14 protein-coding genes are annotated in these 19270 nt (G+C 68.2%); 7 read left to right on the top strand and 7 right to left on the bottom strand.

The window, feature by feature from the left end:
• Positions 1-1648 (bottom strand): serine/threonine-protein kinase (locus tag HR086_RS30470; protein ID WP_174467394.1); only part of this gene is annotated, 1648 nt, incomplete at its 3' end.
• Positions 1649-1831: 183 nt separating this feature from the next.
• Here HR086_RS30470 and HR086_RS30475 point away from each other — a divergent pair.
• Positions 1832-2242, top strand: a complete 411-nt coding sequence (locus HR086_RS30475; RefSeq protein ID WP_174467383.1) for a hypothetical protein — start codon at positions 1832-1834, stop codon at positions 2240-2242.
• Positions 2243-2260: 18 nt separating this feature from the next.
• Here the strand turns inward: HR086_RS30475 and HR086_RS30480 are convergent, their stop codons facing one another.
• The gene (locus HR086_RS30480; RefSeq protein ID WP_174467384.1) at positions 2261-3460 is read right to left on the bottom strand and encodes a cyclic nucleotide-binding domain-containing protein; all 1200 of its coding nucleotides are present in this window, start codon (positions 3458-3460) and stop codon (positions 2261-2263) included.
• Between the two features lie 138 nt (positions 3461-3598).
• Between HR086_RS30480 and HR086_RS30485 the strand changes: the two genes are divergently transcribed.
• Positions 3599-4429 (top strand): helix-turn-helix domain-containing protein, encoded by an 831-nt coding sequence (locus HR086_RS30485; protein ID WP_174458994.1) that lies wholly within the window; start codon positions 3599-3601, stop codon positions 4427-4429.
• Between the two features lie 28 nt (positions 4430-4457).
• Here HR086_RS30485 and HR086_RS49820 read toward each other — a convergent pair whose 3' ends face one another.
• Complete coding sequence (locus HR086_RS49820) at positions 4458-4868, bottom strand: hypothetical protein (protein ID WP_174467385.1); 411 nt, start codon at positions 4866-4868, stop codon at positions 4458-4460.
• A gap of 25 nt (positions 4869-4893) precedes the next feature.
• Between HR086_RS49820 and HR086_RS30495 the strand changes: the two genes are divergently transcribed.
• Complete coding sequence (locus HR086_RS30495; RefSeq protein ID WP_174467386.1) at positions 4894-5571, top strand: metal-dependent hydrolase; 678 nt, start codon at positions 4894-4896, stop codon at positions 5569-5571.
• Here HR086_RS30495 and HR086_RS30500 read toward each other — a convergent pair.
• Complete coding sequence (locus HR086_RS30500; protein ID WP_174467387.1) at positions 5568-6299, bottom strand: TetR/AcrR family transcriptional regulator; 732 nt, start codon at positions 6297-6299, stop codon at positions 5568-5570. The genes HR086_RS30495 and HR086_RS30500 overlap by 4 nt on opposite strands.
• A gap of 135 nt (positions 6300-6434) precedes the next feature.
• On the opposite strand from HR086_RS30500, the gene HR086_RS30505 reads away from it, so the two are divergent.
• The 4 genes from HR086_RS30505 to HR086_RS30520 all read left to right on the top strand — a co-directional run bounded on the left by HR086_RS30505 (position 6435) and on the right by HR086_RS30520 (position 15065).
• Positions 6435-7067 (top strand): hypothetical protein, encoded by a 633-nt coding sequence (locus HR086_RS30505; RefSeq protein WP_141646781.1) that lies wholly within the window; start codon positions 6435-6437, stop codon positions 7065-7067.
• Between the two features lie 166 nt (positions 7068-7233).
• A complete protein-coding gene (locus HR086_RS30510; RefSeq protein WP_174467388.1) occupies positions 7234-8361 on the top strand; it encodes an efflux RND transporter periplasmic adaptor subunit in 1128 nt (375 codons plus the stop codon).
• Positions 8358-12011: an efflux RND transporter permease subunit gene (locus HR086_RS30515; RefSeq protein WP_174467389.1), complete on the top strand. Its 3654-nt coding sequence runs from the start codon at positions 8358-8360 to the stop codon at positions 12009-12011. The genes HR086_RS30510 and HR086_RS30515 overlap by 4 nt, the downstream gene beginning before the upstream one ends.
• A gap of 195 nt (positions 12012-12206) precedes the next feature.
• Positions 12207-15065, top strand: a complete 2859-nt coding sequence (locus HR086_RS30520) for a PAS domain S-box protein (RefSeq protein ID WP_373564376.1) — start codon at positions 12207-12209, stop codon at positions 15063-15065.
• A 9-nt stretch (positions 15066-15074) separates the two neighbouring features.
• On the opposite strand, the gene HR086_RS30525 is transcribed toward HR086_RS30520, so the two are convergent.
• From HR086_RS30525 to HR086_RS30535, 3 genes are all read right to left on the bottom strand, one after another.
• A complete protein-coding gene (locus HR086_RS30525; protein WP_174467391.1) occupies positions 15075-15470 on the bottom strand; it encodes a DUF3969 family protein in 396 nt (131 codons plus the stop codon).
• A complete protein-coding gene (locus tag HR086_RS30530; RefSeq protein WP_174467392.1) occupies positions 15467-16663 on the bottom strand; it encodes a hypothetical protein in 1197 nt (398 codons plus the stop codon). Before HR086_RS30530 ends, HR086_RS30525 begins: the two co-directional genes overlap by 4 nt.
• Positions 16664-16843: 180 nt before the next feature.
• Positions 16844-19270 (bottom strand): aminotransferase class I/II-fold pyridoxal phosphate-dependent enzyme (locus tag HR086_RS30535; RefSeq protein ID WP_174467393.1); only part of this gene is annotated, 2427 nt, incomplete at its 5' end.

The raw sequence follows: 19270 nt of genomic DNA on the forward strand, positions 1-19270 counted from the left end.
AGCCCAACCCGCCCAGGACCACCAGCATCACCAGTCGCCCCATCCAGCGCGACGGCGGCTTGGCGACAGGCGTCTGCCGAGGCGTGTCCGAGCGCTCCGCGTCACCTCGCGTGGCGCCACGCCCCGCTCGCGCGCCCGCCTGATTCGCTCCGGGACGCGGCGGACGGGTGCGGAACTGCTGCGTCGAGAGGTCGCTCGGCTCGTCGAGAGACTCCGCATCCTCCGCGGACTCCTCGGGTCGGGGCCGGGGCGTACGAGAGAGCCCTGATTCCAGGGCGAGCCGAGGCTTGCGCGGCGTCGCCGAGGTGGGCTCGGACGCGGCCCTTCGCTGCGGCACGGCCTTGGGCCCGCTGCCGGCACCCGCGCGCGTCGGTATCTCCGGGTCCGTCGGCGTGGCGGGCCGGCGCTGCGGCGTCGGCTTGGGCGCGCTGCCCACCCCCACGCGGGTGGAGAGCTCCGAATCCGTCGGCGCCGCTGGACGTCGCTGCGGCACCGGCTTGGGCGCGCTGCTCACGTCCGTGCGGCTCTGCACCGCCGTCGAAGAGGGCCCTGCTGGCGGAACCTTCGCTCGCGGGGTGGGAACCCGCGTGGCGGCTCCGGGCTCGGCCACTTCATCCTGTTGCAGCGCACCGGCGACCTCGCTCACCCGGGCGTCCTCGGCGCTGCTGGCCAGCTCCAGGAGCGTGCGCGTCTTCTGGCGCTTCTCCTGGAACAGCGCGCCCATCACCTCGGTGATGCCGTCCTCGTCGAACAGCTCCGGCCCCAGCGCCGCCTCGATGGCGCGCGCCATTTCCCGGCCGCTCGCGAAGCGCTGCGCCACGTCGCGCGACAACGCGCGCATCACCACCGCGTCCAGGGCCTCCGGAATGTCCGGGTTGCCCGCGCGGGGCGAGACGACGTTCGCCTCCACGATCTGCAGCATCACCGCGGCCTCGTGCGGACCGTTGAACAGCCGCTGGCCGGTGAGCATCTCGTGCAGCATCACCCCCACGGAGAACAAGTCGCTGCGGCCATCCATCCCCTGGCCACGCACCTGCTCCGGGGACATGTACCCGCTGGTCCCCTTCACCGTGCCCACCTGCGTACGGCCCAGCCGGCCGCGCGCCTTGGCGATGCCGAAGTCGATCACCTTGACGACCCCGTCATAGGTGAGCATCACGTTCTTCGGAGACACGTCGCGATGCACCACCGACACCGGACGCCCGGAGGGGTCCGTGAAGTGGTGCGCGTAGTGCAGCCCCAGGCAGGTATCGCGAATCACCCGCCCGATGAAGCCGAGCGGCAACCCGTACTGCTGCCGCGTGGAGGCCTTGACCACCTGCTCCAGGTTCTGCCCGGGCAGGAACTCCATGGCCAGGTACAGCTCGCCGCCGTCCTCGCCCAGGTCGAACACCTGCCCGATGTTCGCGTGCGAGAACGCCGCCGTGATTCGCGCCTCATCCAGGAACATCTGGACGAATTGCTCGTCCTTCTTGATGTCCGGGAGGATCTGTTTGACGGCGACGAACTTTCGAAAGCCGCCCGGTCCCGAGGTGAAGGCGAGAAAAAGCTCCGCCATTCCGCCCATCGAGAGGCGGGTGAGGATTTCGTACTTTCCGATGCGCCGCCCCCGGTCGGGATCTTCGCTGGCGCCATCCTGCCTGGCCATGAAGCCCAGCATGTTATCCGCGCGAGCCATCCCCGTCGATGACAGTCGCGCGAAAAGGACCCACCCCCTTGGGTGAGGCAGGCCGCCGAGCACGCCACCACCCCCACGCCCGGAAGGAGTCCTCTACACTGGCCTGTTCAAACCACGGCGGAGCCACCGGGCTCCGCGCCGAAAGGACGGCATATGCTTCGCCACGCAGAGCGGCTGGGACTCGTCATGGGATTGGCGACCGCGGTGCTGCTCGCCTGTGCTCCCGCCAGCGCGGAGGGGCCCTCCTCCGACACAAAAAACAAGAATACCCAGGCGAAGCCCGCCTCCCCCGCGCCCCAGGACTCGGCGGACGGGAAGGCGAAGGAGTCGTCCCCGAAGGACGGGACGCAGAAGGCCGCGGAGGACACGGCGGCGAACGAAGGCGGCGGCCAGTGCACCGGGAAGGCGACTTTCTGCGGTGTGTATTCGAGCGTCTTCTGCAACAGCCAGCCCGGCTGTTCCTACTCGTACGCCTCGAAGATGTGCATGGGCATCGCCATGGACTGCAAGAAGGCCACGAACTCGGCCTTCTGCAAGAAGATCAAGGGCTGCGCCTGGAAGTGACGCCGTGCCGTCGCGACGTCAGGTGCTCAGGGCACGCACCCGCTCCGCGAGGTTCTGGGTGAAGAGGCGGTAGATGCGCAGCGCGGCGGCCTCGTGCGTGTCCAGGTAGTGCTCGAAGGCGGCACGGCTGATGCGCAGCGCGCGCACGGCCGTGCGTGCCCGCACGTGGGCGGACACCGGTGCGTCCTGCACCAGCGAAATCTCTCCCAGGTACGCACCCGGCCCCAGCGAGTTGAGCTGACGGGCATCCGCCTCCGGACCGCTGAAGACGTCCACCGTCCCCTCCAGGAGCACGAGCAACCCGACCCCCGGCTCGCCCTTCTCCAGCACCACCGAGTCCTGCGCGAGCACGACCTGCCGCGCCTGACGGTAGAGGTCCTTCATGTCCTCCAGGGTCAGCTCGCTGAAGATGGGAATGGCCTTGAGGAAGCGATAGCCGTTGGCCACCGGCGTGGCGCTGGTCGCGTTGCGTCGGCCGAGCACGGCTTCCGCCTCCGCGTTCATCCCCATGCGCCGCAGCAGCCGTGCCCGCTCGGTCACCATGGCGGGCTCCGAGCGCGCCACTTCGGAGCTGGCCAACGCGTCCACCAGCACGGCGAGCGCCTGGTGCGTGAAGCCCTCCACGTCCAGCAGCCGGCACATGCGCAGCACCGCTTCGATGTAGCGAGGGTCCTCGGGCGTCACACCGCCCAGGGCTTCCACCTCCGCGTGCGGCTGGCCCAGCTCACGGTAGAGCTCCGCCGCGTCGAAGAGCCGCTTGAGCCGGACCAGGCACTGCGCCATGGACTCCCGCGCCCCCAGGCCGCGATAGACCTCCAGCGCGCGCTCCAGGGCTCCGCCCCGCTCGAAGGCCGCGGCGGCTCGCTCGGAGTCTCCCGCGCGCAGCCACGCCTCCGCCGCTTCCATGTACTGGCCACTCTGGACGTAGAGGTCCGCGGCCGCGGCGTCGTCGCCGCTGCCATCCATCAATCGCGCGGCGCCCAGGAAGTCGCGCGCTCGGCGCAGCACCTCCACCAGACCCCGCCGCTCCTTGACCGGCCCTTGCGCCGCCTGCTTTCGGAGTCGCTCGCGCTGCGAGGCCCCCAGCTCCTCGTAGAGCTGTGCCGCCTCTTCCGTCTCGTCCAGCTCCACGAGCGACCGCACCGCGCGCAACGCGCCCTCCGCATCCGTCCCCATGCGTGCGCCCCCCACGCTCTGACCGCCTGTGGCTCCTGGCATGTCTCCATCCTCCGGCCCAGTAGGCCGCCAGAAAAGGCCCGGTTCAGCGCTTTTAGCGCGCCCCCCCGACTGTCACGACGCCCCTTACCTCGTGAAGCACCCTAAACGTGAGATAGAAAGCATCAAGGACGAAACACCATGCCACACGCGCGCCCCGCCACCGTCATCACCTGGCGCCCTCTCTCGGTTCCCGACGTGCAAGTCGTCCGAGTGGAGAATGACACCCGCCTGTGGACGGGACATTCCACTGCCTACGGCCTCACCGTGACGTACGCGGGTGCCTTCGACTTCTGGTACCGCAAGCGCACCTGGACACATGGCCCCGGACGTCGGATCAAGCTCAAGGAACCGGGCGAGGTTCACCGCGACGAGCGAGTCCACGCGCCTGTCACCGCGCAGTCCGTCGCCTTCTCGCCGGCGCTGGTGCGACAGGCCTCGCTCCAATTGGGTTTCGCGGCGACGCCCCATCTGCGCACCGCGCTGTCCCAGGGCGAGGGCCGCACGGAACTCACGGCCCTCGCGCTCCATGACGCACTGGCCCGGAGGACGCAGGACACACTGGAGTGCGAATCATTGGTGGCGGAGACACTCGAGGCCCTGCTCACCGAGTACGGAGAGACGAAGCCCCCGGCCTCCCCTGCCCCACACCGCGCCGCGGTGTCACGCGCCCGCGAGTACCTGCACGCGAGCTTCACCCTGAACGTGGAGTTGGAGACGCTCGCGTCCGCGGTGGGACTCAACAAGTTCCATCTGCTGCGTGTGTTCCGCTCAGAGCTGGGACTTCCACCGCACGAGTACGTCACGCATCTGCGCGTGGCCCGGGCGAGGACGCTGCTCGCACAAGGACTCGCCGCGGGCACCGTCGCCGCGGAGGTCGGGCTCTATGACCAGAGCCAGCTCAACCGCCACTTCGGACGCATCGTCGGGATGACTCCGGGCCAGTACGCGCGCGCGATTCAACGTCAATAACGCCCAAGCCCCGCACGCCGTCCCCCTTCTATTCCTCGGTGCACCCCATGACGGCTCGCGCCTCCACGGTCGCGAGCCCGTTCGACCGAGGAGTGTCGATGCGCCGCCCCCACCCCTTCATGCCGTGCTTGCTGCTCTCACTGACGCTCGCGATGCCCACCTCCGCCACGCCGGCACCAGCCGCGACCGCGCGGGCTTCGCGTTCCGGTGTCGTCGAGCCGCCGGTGCACGCGGCCTCGGGCACTCCAGCGCCGGCCACCGTCACCGTGAAGGCGCCTCGCCCCGACGTCGTCGAGCCGCCGGTGCGCGTTGCTTCGGACTCGCCAGCGTCGGCCGCCGTCACCGTGAAGGCGCCTCCGCCCGGTGTCGTCGCGCCAGCAGCGCCTCCCGTCAACGGACTCGCGTCGGCGCCCCGGCCCACGTCCACCGTGAGTGCCACCCTCGAACCCTCCAGCGGACTTCGCGTGACGTGGCTCGGCCACGCCGCGTTCGAGGTCATCTCGCCCGGAGGCACGCGCCTGCTCATCGACCCCTGGTTGAAGGACAACCCGAGCACCCCCACCGAGTGGAAGTCACTCACCCGCTACGCCGAGGAGAAACCCGCGGCCATTCTCGTGACGCACGCGCATGGTGACCACGCCGGTGATGTCCCCGAGCTGGCCCGCGTGACAGGTGCCCTCGTGGTCACCACCGGTGAGCACCTGCGAGCCATGAAGATTCCCGAGGCGCAGCAGCACAGCGTCAACGTGGGCGGTGGCTTCACAATCGGCGACATCCAGGTCCATGCCGTGCCCGCCATGCACTCGACAGAGCCCGGGGGCAGGCCACTGGGCTACGTGCTCACCTTCGCGGACGGGCGCTCGCTCTACCACACGGGAGACACCTGGCTCTTCGGCGACATGTCGCTCATCCAGGAGCTCTTCCATCCGGACATCGTGCTGCTCGCCGCCGGTGGTGGACGCTGGGCACTGGGGCCGAGCACCGCGGCGCTCGCCATCCGGAAGTACTTCCGCCCATCCCTCATCATCCCCATGCACTACGGCACCTTCGAGCCCCTCTCCACCGAGGCCGACGTACGCGCCGCGTTTCGCGGAGACCGACGCGTGAGGTTCCTCACGCCAGGACAACGCACCGCCCTCTAGCGAGGCGACCGAGGCACCCGACGACGGCGAGCCGGAGTCTTCCCTCGCCGTGCCTGCCCCTTGCTCCCCCGCCGCGCGGGCTTCGCGCTCCCGGGTCCATCCACGCTCGACAGCACCATTCGCTTCAAGAGCGCGTAGATGGGCGCCGCGTCGAACTTCGGATCCAACAGCGCCTGGAGCGCGAGCGCGTCAAAGCAGGCCTTGATGATGACCGCGTAGTGCAGGTCGGTGGGCTCCGGCTTCGCCGCGTCCCCACCCCGGTACAGGGCCACCGTCCGCGCCACCTCCATGTCGCCCTGGGCCTGGAGCTCGGCGACGGCGGAGGTCAGCTCCGGATTGCGCAGCCCCAGCGCGAACAGCTCATAGCGCAGGCGGAACTGCGCGGGTGACTCGCGCAGGTGACTCTCTCCCCATGCGAAGCTCGTGTCCGCCAGTTGCTCCAGCGGCGTCTCCTCCCGCAACTGGCGCAACTCCTCCGCGTACTGCTGACTGTGCTCGCGTGTGACGGCCAGCAGCAGCGCGTCCTTGCTGCCGAAGTAGTAGTGCACCAAGCCCTGGTTCACCCCCGCCACGCGCGCCACCTCCTTCACCGTCGTCGCGTCGTAGCCACGCTCCGCGAGCACGCGTGAGCTCGCGGCGATGAGGCGCTCCCGCGCATCCGGCACGCCCGGGGCCGCCGGCTCCGGGGGAGGACTGGACGGTGTCTTTGCGCTGCGTGGACGGGCCATCTGTCCCCCATAGGACGCCACACACCTACCCGCAAGGGTGCCCCACCCCGGCTGCCCGGTCGCCTTGACATCCCTTGAGCCCGGTCTTAGTTAGTCGTGTAACTAATTTAGTCGAACGACTAAGGGGAGAGCACGATGCGAATCCAGTCACGAGGAGCCCTGAAGGCGGTCCTGGCGTCGGTGGCATTGCTGGGGGCGCCGGCCCTGGCCGATGACGCCGGGGAGCGGATTCCTCCGCAGGAGCGGGAGCGGCGAGGCGCGGTGCTGCTGGAGTTCCAGCCGCCCGCCCTGGACGCGTCCATGTACGGCATCCGGCTGGACATCTCGCCGTCGTTCGACGGGCCCTTCTCCTTCGGCCTGATGACGCGCGCGGGCCAGTGGGGCAACACGGTGGGCGTGAGGACGCGCTTCGACGGGGCGGAGCTGGGCGAGGTGAAGCTCAACTACGCGGTGGGCGCGGACGCGCGCTACACGGTGTTGACGCTCGCGAATGGGGCACTGCGTCCGTTCGTGGGCGTGACCGCGGGCTTCGAGGAGTTCGTGGCCCGCTCCGGCAAGGGCCCGTCGCAGGGCGCCAGCACCACGGCGTTCCTGGAGCCGGCGGTGGGCGTCATGTGGCGGCCGGGGGCCGGGCGGCTCGGACTGACGGCGCGCGGCGGGCCTGGGTTCACCTTCACGGACACTCGCGCCCTTCGCGTCACCGCCGGTGAGTTGAAGCTGCGGCAGGTCTACCCGACAGCTTCACTCGGGCTGCTCGTCGTCCTCTGAGCATCCCCGCGCTCATCCCTGTCGAGCGCGTGACACGCAACGCCCACCACCCCGTACCCACACCCGAGACGCCGCTTCAGCGTGGTGAGCTTTCCCACGAGATGGCCCCGGTCCTCCGGGGCTGTCCTTCACGCAACACGCTTGCCGCATCGCAGGAGCCCGCACCATGAGGATGTCGTTCCAGGCCTTCACTCTCCTCGGGTGGGCCTTGCTCGGGCTCGCCTGCGGACGAAGTCAGCCTCCGCCCGCACCTCCCACCGCGGTGCGCATCGCCACCGTGGGCCGCGCCGGGACGACGGCGAACGCGCGCTTCTCCGCGGAGATTCAGCCGGCCACCCGAGTGGACCTGGCCTTCAAGGTCGGTGGCTACGTGGAGTCCATCGCCAAGGTGCGCGATGTCGACGGCCGCCCCCGCCTCCTCCAGGAAGGCGACAACGTCCGCGAGGGCACGGAGCTGGCGGCGCTGCGCAAGACGGACTACTCGCAGAAGCTCACCGAAGCCCGCGCGGCGTTCGCCCAGGCCCGTGCCGCCCAGGAACAGGCGCAGATCAACTTCGACCGCACGACGAAGCTCGTCGACGCCGAAGTGCAGACACCCGCGCAGCTCGACGCCGCACGCACCCAGCGAGACAGCGCCGCGGCGGCCGCCGCCGTAGCCCAGGCTCGCGTGGACGAAGCCCGCACGGCGCTCGACGACACCCAGCTCCGCTCGCCGTTGACGGGCGTGGTGCTCAAGCGCGCCGTGGAGGTCGGCGCCCTGGCCGCGCCCGGCACCGTCGCCTTCTCCGTCGCGGAGACGCAGACCGTCCGCGTCGTGTTCGGCGTCCCAGACACCCTGCTGCCCAATGTCCGACTCGGTGCGCCCCAGGCCGTCATCACCCAGGCCTTCCCCGGCCAGCAGTTCGAGGGGCGCATCTCCCGCATCGCCCCCTCCGCCGACCCGAAGAGTCGCGTCTTCGCCGTGGAGGTCTCCATCCCCAACGCCGACCAGCGACTCAAGCCCGGCATGGTGGCCGCGCTGTCGCTGCGCGATGGAGGCTCCGCCCGACTCCAGCCCGAGCTGCTCGTGCCGCTGTCCTCCATCGTCCGCGCGCCCGGCAAGCCGGACGGCTTCGCCGTGTTCATCCTCCAGGAGCAGGACGGCAAGGCCCTGGTGCGAGCCCGCGAGGTGACGCTCGGCGAGTACCTGGGCAACGTCATCCCCGTGAAGCAAGGGCTCCAGGCCGGTGAGCGCATCGTCGTCACCGGCGCCAGCCTCCTGTCGGACGGGGAAGCGGTCGAGGTGATTCCTTGAGCGCCCCCACCGACGGGCCCGGGACACCTCCGACTCCGGAGCAGGCGGAGCGGGCTCGCGACGAAGCGCTGGTGCGCCACAAGCACAACACCGCGCGCTACTTCACGGAGAAACGCCAGGTGGCCTGGGTGTTCCTCGCCTTCACCCTGGCGTGGGGTGTCTACGGCTACTTCAAGATGCCCAAGGCGAAGGACCCCGTCATCGCCGTGCGCGTCGCGGTGGCCACCTGCCTGTGGCCCGGCGCCGAGGCGGAGAAGATCGAGCAGCTCGTCACCCGCCGCATCGAACAGAAGATCTCCGAGAACGCCAGCGTCGAGAAGATCGAGTCCATCAGCCGCACCAGCCTTTCCGTCGTCTACGTCACGCTGAAGGAGGACGTGACGGACCGGGCCAAGGAGTTCGACGACATCCAGGGACGGCTCGACACGATACGGGACCTGCCTGGCGGCGCCGGCCCCGTGCAGTTCCTGAAGGACTTCGGCGACACCGCCACGCTGATGCTCACGGTGGCCAGCCCGAAGGCGAACGACGTGGAGCTGGAGCTGCGCTCACGCGCCATCGCCCGGGCCATCGAGGAAGTGCGCTCCGCCGCGGCCTCCGACGCTCCCCGTGCGACGGTGGTGGTGAGCTTCCCACCCGCCATCAACGCGACGTCCATGCAGCGGCTGGGAGACCAGGCGCGCAGGTTCTTCGACACCCTGCCAGAGACGGACGACGCCCGACTCATCCAGAGCCCCGGCTTCATCGGCGTGGACATGGCCACGTCGCTGGAGGACCCGGCGCTGCTGGAACACCTGCGCGCGTTCGCCCAGGACCACTTGAGCCTCTCCGAGCTCCACCCCGACGTGTGGCGCCCCATCGTCGTGCGCTCACCCAAGGACGCACGGGCGCGACTCACGGAGAACGCGGGGGACCGCTACACCCACCGGCAGCTCGACGACTTCACGGACACCCTCCAGCGTCACCTCCAGCGCCTGCCCGTCGTCTCCAAGGTCACCCGCAGCGGCGTGCTGCCGGAGAAAATCTATCTCGAGTACTCCCAGGAGCGGCTCGCCTCCTATGGCGTCAACCAGTCCGGGCTCGCCAACATCATCTCCGCGCGCAACATCACCGCGCCCGGCGGCATCCTGGAGATTGGCGGGAAGAGCATCACCATCGACCCGTCCGGCGAGCTCACCAGCGAGACGCAACTGGGTGACATCCTCACCACCCCCAGCGGCGGCTCCCCGGTGTACCTGCGCGACCTGGTGGACGTGCGCCGCGACTACCAGAGCCCGCCCCGCTTCCTGAACTACCTGGACGCGCGAGACGCCCAGGGACACTTCGTCCGCAACCGCGCCATCACCCTCGCCGTCAACATGCGGCCCGGCGAGCAGATCGACCACTTCGGGAAGGTGGTGAGCGAGGAACTGGCACACGTCCAGCGACTCCTGCCCGAGGACCTCGTCATCCGTCGCACGTCGGACCAGCCGCTCCAGGTGAAGGAGAACGTCGACCTGTTCATGTCGTCGCTCTACGAGGCCATCATCCTCGTCGTCCTCGTGGCGCTCATCGGCTTCTGGGAGTGGCGCACCGCGCTCTTGCTGGCCCTGTCCATCCCCATCACCCTGGCTATGACCTTCGGGCTGATGCACGTGTTCGGCGTGGACCTCCAGCAGATCTCCATCGCGTCGCTCATCATCGCCCTGGGCCTGCTGGTGGATGACCCCGTGGTCGCCAGCGACGCCATCAAACGCTCCCTGTCCATGGGCTGGAAGCCGCGCATCGCCGCATGGCTCGGGCCCACGAAGCTGGCCACCGCCATCCTCTTCGCCACCCTCACCAACATCGCCGCCTACCTGCCCTTCCTCGCGCTGCCCGGGGACACGGGCCGCTTCATCCGCACGCTGCCCATCGTCCTCACCCTGTCCCTGGTCGCCTCGCGCATCGTCTCCATGACGTTCATCCCGCTGCTGGGCTCCACCATCCTGCGCGCGCCCACCCACGCGGAGCTGGCGCCCGGGCAGCGGAGCACGCGGGGCTTCACGATGCGCTACCAGCAGGTCGTCGGCTGGGCCATCGACCACCGCCTCCTCGTCGTCGGCGTGGCGCTGGTCATCCTCATCGCGGGCGCGCTGGTGGGCACCCGCGTCAGGTCCGCCTTCTTCCCCAAGGACCTGTCCTATCTGTCCTACGTGGACGTCTGGCTGCCCGAGGACGCCACGCTCACCGCCACGCGAGACACGGCCCGCGAAGCCACGCGCATCCTCCAGGAGGTGGCCGAGGACTATGGCAAGGCCCACGCGAAGGGCGACGACCCGCCCCACGAAATCCTCGAGTCGGTGACGGAGTTCATCGGCGGCGGCGGGCCGCGCTTCTGGTTCTCCGTGGCGCCCGAGCTGCAACAGTTCAACTACGCACAGCTCGTGGTCCAGGTCCGAGACAAGGAAGACACCCGCGTGTTGGTGCCACTGTTCCAGGAGGCGCTGTCACGGCGAATCGCCGGCGCGCGCATCGACGTGCGGGAGCTGGAGACCGGCAAGCCCGTGGGCATCCCCGTGTCCATCCGCATCTCCGGCGAGGACATCTCCCTGCTCCGAGATATCGCCGAGCGCGCCAAGGCCCTCTTCCGCTCCGTCCCCGGGACGGCTCGCACCCGGGATGACTGGGGCAGTGACACGTTCTCCGTGAAGCTGGAGGTGGACCCGGACAGGGCAAACCTCGCGGGCGTCACCAACCTGGACGTGGCCACGTCTTCCGCCGTCGCCATGAACGGCATGACGGTGGGTCAGCTTCGCGAGGGGATTCATCAAATCGACATCGTCGCCCGGCTCCGCGCGGAGGAGCGCGCCCAGTTGGGCGATATCGAGAACCTCTACGTCAGCTCCCGCACGGGGCCTCAAAAAGTCCCGCTGCGGCAGGTCTCCGTCGTCACCTACTCGCTCCAGACGGAGAAGATCCGCCGCCGCAACCAGTTCCGCACCATCACCGTCTCCACCTTTCCCCAACAGGGCGTCCTCGCGTCGGAAATCCTGAAGGAAGCCCGCCCCGGGCTCGATGCGCTCCAGAAGAGCCTGCCCATCGGCTACACGATGGAGATTGGCGGCGAGGCGGAGGAACAGAAGAAGAGCTTCTCCAGCATGGTCGTCGTGCTGGGCATGCTCATTGTCGCCATCTACGTGATGCTCGTCATCCAGTTCAAGAACGCCGTCAAACCGCTGGTCGTCTTCGCGGCCCTTCCCTTCGGCGCGGCGGCGGCGCTGGTGTCCCTGGTCATCATGGGCGCGCCGTTCAGCTTCATGGCCTTCCTGGGCATCATCAGCCTGATGGGCGTCATCGTCAGTCACATCATCGTCCTCTTTGACTACATCGAAGAGGCTCACGAGCGCGGCGAGTCCCTGCGCGAGTCACTGCTCGACGCGGGAGTGCACCGCCTGCGGCCCGTGCTGGTGACGGTGGCCGCCACCGTGCTGGGCCTCATCCCACTCGCCTTGCATGGCGGCCCGCTGTGGCAACCGCTGTGCTACGCACAGATTGGCGGGCTCACCGTGGCCACGGTGCTGACGTTGCTGCTCGTCCCCGTCCTCTACACCCTCTTCGTGAGGGACCTGCGCTGGATTCGCTGGGAGGCCCACTCCCAGGAGGAGCCACCCGAGGCGGGCACTCGATGAGGCGGGCGGTGGATTGACCGGGGCCCCGCCCTGGTCCTCGCGCCGGGGCATCTCCAGGTTTCTGGATGGAAGTTTCATCCCGGGTGCGGTGAGTGAACTCCACGCTCGCACCCTTTGAACGGACCTCGCGACGGAACCCACCGCGGCCCCATGACGGCAGCGCGCCCCAGTGACTCTCCGCACCCAATCGAAAGGGTGCTCGACTGGCTGGTCCCCGCCGTGTGCCTGATGGCCGTCCTGGTGACGACCACGGCGCTGGTCGGCTGGGCCCTCGCCAGCGAGCGGCTTACCCGCGCGGTGACCCTGCCGGGTGCCGGGATGATGATGCCGAACACGGCCCTGGGCCTGCTCCTCGTGGGCATGGCGCTCTGGCTGCTGCGCGACAAGCCGACGAACCGCCTCAGACGGACGACCGGACAGGCCATGGCCCTGTTCGTCCTCCTGCTCGGAGGGCTCGTGCTCTTCCAGTACGTGGCACGAACGGACCTGGGCATCGACCGCCTCCTCTTCGCGAACACGCTGCGCAGGTTGTCACCGAGCCCGCCGGGTCGCCCCTCTCCCCTGACGGCGCTGAGCCTCTGTTTGATGGGCGGTGCCCTGCTGCTGCTTCACGTCAGGACACGAGAAGGCTGGCATCCCGCCCGGCCCCTGGCGCTGCTCGTCGCGCTCATCGCCGCGCAGGCGCTCATCAGCTACGTGTACCTGGAGGACGCTCCGCTCACGCTCCTGCCCGGGCTCGACAGGCTCGGGAGCTATTCACCCATGGCGTTGCACACGGCGCTCCTGTTCCTGATGCTGGCGCTCGGCGTGCTCTCCGTGCATCCCCGGCAGGGGCTGATGGGCGTGCTGCTCCGGGATGACGCCGGCGGTCTCATGGCGCGCAGGTTGCTGCCAGCAACCATCCTCATTCCGCTGATCGTCTGGGGGCTGCGGCTGTTCAGCGAGCGGCTGGGGCTTCACTCCGCCCCTTTCGGAACCTCCGTGTTCGCGCTCGTCACGGTGGCCACGTTCCTGGCCATCCTGGCGCGCAACGCGAAGGCCCTGTCCCTGTTGGACGCGAGCCAGCGCGAGGTGGAGAAGTCGCTGCGCGACTCGGAGTCGCGCTTCTCCGGCATCGTCAACAACGCGGCCGACGCCATCATCACCATCGACGCGCACCAGCGAATCACCCTGTTCAATACCGGCGCGGAGCGAATCTTCGGCTACAGCGTGAGCGACGCGCTGGGACAGCCCCTGGGGTTGCTGTTGCAAGAGCCGCTGGGAGACAGCGTGAGTCCGCGCGAGGAGCGCCGTCGACTCCTCGGACTTCGCAAGGGGGGCGAGGTGTTCCCGGCGGAAGCCACCCTGGCAGACGTGTGGGTGGATGGAACGAAGCAGCGCGTCGTCATCCTCCGGGACATCAGTGCTCGCGAGCGGGCCGAGGAGGCCCGTCGGAATCGAGAGGAGCTCTTTCGCGCCGCGTTCGAGCACGCGCCCATCGGCATGTGCCTGGTCAGTCTGGAGGGACGATTGCTGAACGTGAACGAGGCGCTGTGCCAGATCCTTGGATATTCGCGCGAGGAGCTGCTCCAGATGACGTTCCACGACCTCACCTTTCCCGAAGACCTGGAGCAGGACCTGCTCGTGGTGAAGCGGTTGCTCGACGGGGAACAGGGGTCGTACCAGTTGGAGAAGCGCTATCTCCACAAGCAGGGGCACCTGGTCGACGCGCTGCTGACGGCCTCCCTCGTTCAGGACTCCCGGGGCAGGCCGCTGCACTTCATCTCGCAGGTCCTGGACATCTCCGAGCGAAAGCGACTGGAGAGCGACTGGCTCCTGCTCGCGGAGGCCGGGCCTCGGCTCGCCAGTTCCCTGGACCCCCAGACGACGCTCTCCACGGTGTCGCGGCTGGTCGTCCCGACGCTCGCGGACTTCTGCCTCGTCGCGTTGCTCAACGAGGGTGGAAGGGTATTGCGCAGGCAATCCCTTGCCGCCTCGCCGGAGAAGTCCGGACTCCTGGAGGCGATGTTCGACCTGTATCCACAGACGCCCTTCCGGCGAGGCCACCTCCTGGCGGAGGTCTTCAAGTCAGGCAAGGCCCTGCTGCTCGAGGAAGTGCCCCTGGCGTTGCTGGAGGCGTCGTCGGAGGAGCCCCAGCACCTGGACATGTTGCGGAGACTCGCGCCCCAGTCCTGCATCGTCGTGCCCTTGAGCGCGCGAGGACACACGCTCGGGGTGGTCGCCCTGGGCACGTCCGAGTCCGGGCGGCGTTATGGCGCAAGAGACCTGGCGCTGGTCGAGGAGGTGGCCCGCCGCGCCGCGCTCGCCATCGACAACGCCAGCCTGCATGCCGAGTCCGAGGAGGCCACGCTCCTTCGCGACGAGGTGCTGAGAATCGTGGCGCACGACCTGCGCTCTCCGCTGAATGTCATCGCGCTGAGCGCGGGGACGTTGATGAAGCGCTCGCCGGAGGAGCGGCTCGCGGACTCTCGGCCGCTGAACTCCATCCAGAAGGCCGTCATCCGCGCCACCACGCTCATCGAGGACCTGCTGGACGTAGCGCGGATGCAAGGAGGACAGCTCACGGTGGACCGACGGCCGGAGTCGACGGCGGCGTTGCTCCAGGAGGCGCTGGATCAACACCGCGCGCTCGCCGACGCCCGCTCCGTCCACCTCCAGCTCGATGTCGAGCCCCAGGCATCGGACGTGTTCGTCGACAAGGACCGGGTGCTGCAGCTCTTCTCCAACCTGATTGGCAACGCCCTCAAGTTCACGCCGATGGGAGGGTTCGTCACGCTGCGCGCGGAGCCGTGGGGGGACATGGTTCGCTGCTCGGTGAGCGATACAGGTTCCGGGATTCCGGTCGACGACCTGACCCACCTCTTCGAGCCCTTCTGGCAGGCGAAGAGCCGGCACAAGGAAGGTGCCGGACTGGGGCTCACCATTGTCAGGGGAATCACCGAGGCCCATGGTGGCCGCGTCTGGGTGGAAAGCCAGCCGGGCCTCGGCACCACGTTCTTCTTCTCACTCCCCGCCGTGACGAGGGTGGACTCCTCACTCACGTGGCATGCCTGAGTACGCGCCTCAGTGCGGCGCGGGCACGGGCCGTTTCACCAGCCACTTCGCGCCAGTGACTTCGGCGGAAGCGAGGCTGGACAGCACGGCCAGCAGTTTGTTCTCAATCTCCGCGATGGAGGCGTGCAGCTTGTCGGGCACAAGGTCGGCGACGTCCTCGAGTTCGGTCGCCAGGTGGATGGCACGACGAAGCTCCGGATGGACACCGGGAGTCTCCAGCCGGGCCAGGAGCGCAGGACCCAAGAGCTGCTGACATGCATAGGCAGCGGTGACCACACCCGAGGCCAGCGCGTGACACATGCCCAGGGCGGCAATCGCCACCAGTCGCTGTGCCTCATCGCCGCCTTCCGCGCGCAGCGACACGTCCTCCAGCGAAGCCCCGCGAGTTGACGAGGACTCACTCATTGATTGCTCCAACCAGGCTTCATCTTGAAGTTGAACACCTTCCCCGACGCGCTTTCAAAGTAGTGGAGTGACACCTTGTCCGTACCGACCCAGCCGTCCTTATAGACTTTGACCCAATCACCGGGCTCGATTTCTCGCAACTTCTCAAGCAGGTCCTTGTTGTCGACGCGGTTTCGCGTGGTGCCATTCTGGACAGCCTTGAAGTTGGCCGGAAAACCCGGTGCGTTCCTCACTCCGTTGAAGACGTGCTTCAACTCCGGTCGACTCTCCGTGACGGATGCACCGGCGCTTTCGCCAGTGTTGGCCCCCATCGCCGTGGCGGCCACCGCGGTCGGTGCGAGGCCTACCGTAAGGACTCCTGGCGCCCACGAGATAGAACGAACCCCACCTCCCAACGCGGCGGAGAGTTGCACTCCCGCGTTGGCTTCGATCGCCAACGTCGCACGAGCGAATCCCGGCAGCAGGGGCCCCTTCGTCGCGATGTTCGCGGCCCCGCCACCCAACGCCATCGTCAGCGCGAGGATGAGGACTCGCGCGCCATTCGTTCCCATCACCGCTCCGAAACGACTTCCCGCCGTCTCCAGCTCTTGAAGGGACACAGCTCGCTCCGCCTCCGAGGAGAGCCGCGTCCAGCCATCCACGAGGTTCTCGAAGGACTCCAGGCCCATGTACGCGATGACATAGGCTGTCAGGGCGATCGCGACGAACTTGGTCAGCGGCTCGGGTGCCAAGACCAGGAACATATAGGCAGCCATGGCCGACGAAATCATCGCCTTGAGTGCCAGCGGGTTGACGACGTTCCTCACCGCATCGTGGACGCCCGACCACACGCCATCCCAAGCAAAGGACAACGCCAGATTCCGTCGCGAAGCTGCATCAAGAAGGCTGAAGCCATCTCCCAGAAGCGTCAGGCACTCGTCTGGCACGGACTGGCTGGTGCACCCTCCACCACGCTCTGCGTCCCATGTCCTCTCGTCCCACGACACGAGTTGAAGTCTCGAACGTGTCGCCTCCGTGGGCCGCAACGAGAAGCGCAGGTCCAGGATGAGCTGAGCCATCGCCCTCTTGAATTCGCCGCTGTCAACCTCGACGGGGCCGACACGCTGCCGTGGGGTGTACGCGATGGGGCTCCCCTGCCCCGTATCCAGGTGAACCACCCGCGACGTCGCACAGCCCACCATCAGAAGCCCCACCAGCAGGCTTCCTCCCAGACCTGGCCTCATCGCTTCCTCCGAGATGGCCCTCTCTTCTGAAACCAAGAGGACCCCAGGAGGAACCAACACGCGTGTCCGACGCACGAGATAAGGCTCCAGCACCCACCTCTGGCAGGAATGGAGCCCCTCATGGGGTCGCGCGACGTCGGTGTCGGCTGCTCAGTGCGGCGCGGGCACCGGGCCTTTCCCTGGCGCATGACGCGTGCCTCGGGCCCGTGGCGCTGGAAGCTCTCGCGCGCCGCCGCTCGCCACGCGCTCCAGTGCCGACTCCGTGAAGACGCTCAGGCCCAGCTCCGGCTGGTAGCCGTGGACCTCCTTCACGTCGAGCTTCCGCATGAACTCCACGATGCCCGGGCTCACCTCCTGCCCCGGCACCAGAATGGGGAAGCCCGGCGGATACGGCACCACGAAGCGCGTGGACACCAACGGACGCCCCGACTCCAGCGCCGCGCCCGCCTCCGTCAAGGGCACGAACTCGCAGTTCTCCTCGCCGTACGCCAGGAAGAACGCGGCGCGGAGGTCTCCCTCCCCCACGCCCCCTGACGGCTGGAAGGCAGGATGGAAGCCACTGAAGTCCGGCAGTGGCGGCAGCTCGTCGGTGATGGACCGCACCTTCGCGTCGAACAACCGGCGCTCCACCCCTGTCGACTGGGACAACGCCAACTCCAGTCGCTCCACCTCGTGCCGCAGCCCATCCAACAGGAAGGACAGCGAACCCCACGTGACGCCAATCGTCGCGTTCAGCAACACCGTGTTGATGGACGTGTGGTTCACCTGGATGCCCAGCCGGTCCATCAACACCTTGCTCCGGAACTCGAAGCCATTGCGCCCCGTGAGCGCGGTGAAGAGCGTCATGCGCGTGGGGTCCAGCACGAACTCGTCCTGGCTCCACGCCCGCCTCATGTCATCCACTCCCGCCGAGCCCGGGCCCACGTAGCGATTCAACCCCGACTTGCGGAACACCTCCGGCACCACCTGCTCCGCGTCCAACAGCCGCAGGTAGCGATGTAGCAACGGGTCCTCCCGCAGGCGCTCCCGCGTCCGCATCGCGAGCTGGAACGCCTCCTTCACCATCGCGAAGCCCTCCAGGTTCACCTGCCGCCGCGACAAATCCAACGACGCCACGATTTGATGGTTCGGAGACGTGGTGATGTGCGTGTAGTACGCCTCCGTGAGCGCCGCCGACGCGCGCCGCTCGAAGTCCTCATCCCAGACATGGAGCATGGAGCCCTGCCGGAAGGCGGACAGCGACTTGTGCGTGGACTGGGTGGCGTACACGCGCACCCGCACCTTGTCCGGATCCGCCATCAGGCGCTCCTCCATCGCCCGAGCCCCCGCCGCGGGGTCCCCATCCCCCCGGCGCGCGCGCCACGCCCGATACTCCTCGCGATAGGAGCGGCTGCGCAGCTTCTCCGCCAGGCGCTTCGCCGCGGCCATCGCCGTACGCTGGCGCGCCAACGGCATGAAGGTGGCGTAGGCGAACCACGCCTCGTCCCAGAGGAAGGACAGGTCCGGCTTGATGGCGAGCAGTTCCTCCATCACCCGCTCCGGGTGATACACGAGCCCGTCGAACGTGCAGTTGGTGAGCACCACCAACTTCACCTTGTCCAACCGCCCCGCCGACTTCAGCTCCAGCAGCTTCGCCTTCAGCGTGCTCAACGCCACGCCGCCGTACATGGCGTACTCACGCACCGGATACGCATCCAGGTACAAAGGCTGCGCCCCCGCCAGCACCAGTCCGTAGTGATGGGACTTGTGACAGTTGCGGTCGATGAGCACCACGTCACCCGGCTGGAGCAACGTCTGGTGGACGATCTTGTTCGCCGTCGACGTGCCGTTGGTGACGAAGAAGGTGTGCTGCGCGCCGAACGTCTGCGCCGCCTTCTCCTGCGCTTCCTTGATGGAGCCGGTGGGATCCAGCAGCGAATCCAGGCCGCCCGCCGTGGAGGACGACTCCGCCATGAACAGGTTGGGGCCGTAGAACTCCCCCATGTCCCGCAGCCAGCGCGAGTTGTAGACGGAGTGTCCCCGGGCAATCGGCAGCGCGTGGAAGTTGCCGATGGGCCGCGAGGCATAGTGCTTGAGCGCATCGAAGAACGGCGTCCGGTAGCGCTCGCGCACGCCATCCACCACGGTGACGTTCAGCTCATGCGCGGACTCGTACCGGTAGAAGACGCGGTCGAAGAGGCGCTCGGTGTGCAGCTCCCGGCTCACCAGCGACTCGTCGGTGATCAGGTAGATGTTGAGATGCGGGCGCAGCTGGCGCACCCAGCGCGCCACCACGAGGCTCGCCGCTTCACCCCTCCGCTCCGCCTCCGCCAGGATGGGCTCCAGCGTGGAGCGCAGCTGCTTCACCGGCGAGCGTGATCGCAGGGGCAGGTCCTGCCGGACGACGCAGGCCTGCACGTCGTCATTGACGAGCACCGCCACCAGCGCGTCCTCCACCGAGCGGACCTGGAGCAGCTCGTAGATGAACTGCCGCTCCCCGCGCTGCGCATCCACCATGCCGCGATGGACTCGCGCGAAGTCCTCGGCCTCCATGTCATCCACCACCAGCGTGGTGAAGTAGTGCGAGCCCTCCGGCCC

The sequence above is a fragment of the Myxococcus sp. CA039A genome, from assembly GCF_013336645.1.
GTDB classification, from domain to species: Bacteria; Myxococcota; Myxococcia; order Myxococcales; family Myxococcaceae; genus Myxococcus; species Myxococcus llanfairpwllgwyngyllgogerychwyrndrobwllllantysiliogogogochensis.